The 3,041-nt window shown below is 36.6% G+C and carries 5 protein-coding genes; all 5 read left to right on the top strand.

Annotated features, from left to right (window positions below; genetic code table 11):
* On the top strand, positions 1-423 hold a 423-nt coding region (locus B879_RS20485; RefSeq protein ID WP_040401454.1), incomplete at its 5' end, for an IS66 family transposase.
* Positions 424-843, top strand: a complete 420-nt coding sequence (locus B879_RS20480; protein WP_009187141.1) for an ATPase — start codon at positions 424-426, stop codon at positions 841-843.
* Entirely contained in the window at positions 833-1,024 is a 192-nt protein-coding gene (locus B879_RS20475; RefSeq protein ID WP_009187140.1) for a DUF8506 family protein, read from the top strand. Before B879_RS20480 ends, B879_RS20475 begins: the two co-directional genes overlap by 11 nt.
* Before the next feature lie 319 nt (positions 1,025-1,343).
* Positions 1,344-2,633: a tyrosine-type recombinase/integrase gene (locus B879_RS20470; protein ID WP_009187138.1), complete on the top strand. Its 1,290-nt coding sequence runs from the start codon at positions 1,344-1,346 to the stop codon at positions 2,631-2,633.
* Between the two features lie 123 nt (positions 2,634-2,756).
* Positions 2,757-3,041 (top strand): hypothetical protein (locus B879_RS20465; RefSeq protein ID WP_157231763.1); only part of this gene is annotated, 285 nt, incomplete at its 3' end.

Raw genomic sequence — 3,041 nt, 5'->3', positions numbered from 1 at the left:
GAAATAAAAAAACTCAGACTCGACAGGTCCCTGCCTGTCATCAACAGTATGTCAAAGTGGATAAAGGAACAGCTGCAGGACAGGAACGTAATGCCCAACAGTGCCATCGGAAAGGCACTACGGTACAGTGCCGAAAGATGGGCCGAACTGTCCAATTACCTCTATGACGGCAGACTGGAAATAGACAACAACCTGGTGGAAAATGCCATCAGACCTGTGGCACTGGGAAGAAAAAACTACCTGTTTGCAGGCTCACACAGCGCCGCCAAAAGAGCAGCCATGGTCTACTCATTCTTTGCGATCTGCAAAAAACACGGAGTGAATCCCTATGAATGGCTGAAGCATACCTTACAGAACATCATGTCCATCAATCATAAAGATATCAAATCCCTGTACCCGCAAAACTTCAAACCTGACATGTAGTTGCTCGGGTGCTTACAGCTGAAAAGAATCAAAAAGTTATTAGAGTCAGGGGAAAATTTTGCTTTTGAAACCACGCTTTCTACAAGGAGTTATTTGCAATTTGTTGAAAGAGCAAAGGAATTAAATTATCAGGTAACCTGTTTGTTTTTTTGGTTAGATTCCGATGACTTGGCTGTTTCAAGAGTAGCAAGGCGAGTAAAAGAGGGCGGACATCATATACCTGAAGATGTTATCAGGAGAAGATATAAAAGCGGACTTGAGAATTTTTTCAGATTATTTCTGCCCAAAGTAGATAACTGGCTATTTGTAAATAATTCTGGAGACACTTATGAAATAGTGGCAGAAGGTGGGGTTAATGGCGTTACAATTAATAACAGGGAGATATGGGAAGGTTTAAAACAAACACATTATGGAGACTAAAGACCAATTAAAAGAGGAAAGAGACAAAATAGTCAAGGGACTAGAGGAAGCTTATCGCAAGCTAGTCGAATTTAAAAAGGCCAAGAATAGTCCATTGGTTGTCGTTAGAAATGGAAAAATCGTAGAGATTGACCCATATGATGTACCACCAACTATTTCGTATAAGCGTGGTCAAGGTTGATTCGTTAGCTTAAATTTCACGTTTTTTAAAAACTTGCAACCGTAAAAAAACTTCCTCAAATTAAAAGAAAGGGGTAAAAATAAAAAAAGCGGCCATCTGACCGCTTTTGCTCCCCCTCTTGGGCTCGAACCAAGGACCCCATGATTAACAGTCATAAAATACCCTATTTTTATGTTTACTTTTTGCTATGCTAAAATATTGATTTACATTTGTTTATATCATTTTATTTATTGTTTACTAATTGTTTATTTATGCAAATAAGGGCATATTTTTGTGCAAATGGTGTGCAAATGGTATATTTGTCTTAAGCTACTTCGACATGAGAAAAGACATAAAAATCAAAGAAACTGTAAAGGTTAGTTTATACCTTGACACGAGGAGACAAAAAGACAACGGAACGTATCCCGTAAGAATCCGAGTTTATGACTCCTCCACGAGGAAGGCCCGACTTTATACCACGGACTTCGACCTCACAGAAGAAAATTTTAATCGAATATTTCATACTGAGATAGGGCAAAGGCTTAAAAAGGAAGAAAAAGAGATCCAAACGGATTTGCTAGCGATTGAATCCACCTACAAAGAGAAGGCAGAAGAATTTGATATTTTCAATTTTGAAGCCTTTGAAAAATTGTTTGAGATTAAGCGAGGCGATGCAATCAATGTTTTTTGGCACTTCGAAAGCTTAATTAAGGAAATGAAGGAATCGAATAGATTTGGCACGGCTCTAACGTATGAGTCAAGTTTGAAGTCTTTAAAATCATATCTCCAAGCTAAAAATGGAAAAGATCCTAAGCAATTGCATTTTCAGGAAATCACAGTAAAGTTTTTAGAATCCTATGAGGCATGGATGACCGAGACACAGCAAAAATCTTCGACAACGGTAGGCATTTATTTAAGAGCGCTAAGAGTCATTTTAAATAAAGCCATAGACCTAAAGATTATTGATAAAGAATTTTATCCTTTTGGGAAAAGAAAATATGAGATACCAGCCTCAAGGAATATTAAAAAAGCCTTTAATACCGATCAACTCACAAAGCTATTTCAGGCCGTGCCAAAGATTGAAGAGCAGGAAAAAGCGAAGGATTATTGGTTTTTCTCTTTTGTGTGCAATGGAATGAATATAAAGGATATTGTCTATTTGAAATGGAAGAATATCCATGATGGCCAAATTGAGTTTGTACGGGAAAAAACCAAGCGGACTAAAAAAGCAAAGCAAAAGACCATACAAGTACCTTTGACCGACTTCGCAAAGTCATTCATTGAGAAATACGGCAACTCCGACAGGTCCAAAAATTCCTATGTTTTCCCAATCATTAATGATGCCATGAGCGAGGAGGAGAAGGATTTAAAAAAACGGACCTTTACAAGGTTTATAAACCAGCATTTAAAAAACCTAGCGAAGGATAACGGATTAAATGAGGATGTTTCTACTTATTGGGCGAGGCATTCATTTGCCACAAAAGCCATAAGAGATGGCGCAAGCTTAGAAAATGTAAGGGAATTACTAGATCATGAAGATTTGAAAACTACAATGAATTATTTTGCAGGATTTGAGGATAAAACCAAAAAAGACCTTTTGGAAAATATTACCGACTTCATGCGAAAATAAAGGTTTTTGCAAGCGCTCATTTTCTTCATTTTCTACATTGATAAAGCTACTCACATGAAATTTCAGGAAATAGATTTTCACATTGAACTCTTTAAAGCCTACTCACAGCCCCAAGGTACTCAAATGGAATATTTGTTAATGATTAGGAAGCAAATAAAACCCACATTGAGTAAAAAGGCTTTTTTGATACACTTAAAGAATGCATTTAAAAAAATTGAAAAAATTTGGCAAAGAGAATTCAAATCTATTTTACCCCCAAATGAAGAAATAAATGAAGAAATGGCCTATTCTTTTGGCTTGCCATTTTCTGCATTCAGGTCTATAATTGATTTTGAGAAATTATCTCATTTTGATTTTTCTAAGATGTATAAAAAGGACCTAGAGGGGATAGGGAATTTAATAGATAGT

It is taken from the genome of Cecembia lonarensis LW9, assembly GCF_000298295.1.
Taxonomy (GTDB): domain Bacteria; phylum Bacteroidota; class Bacteroidia; order Cytophagales; family Cyclobacteriaceae; genus Cecembia; species Cecembia lonarensis.
The sequence above is the reverse complement of the archived record's forward strand: the minus strand, read 5'-3'. Positions and strand labels throughout refer to the sequence as shown.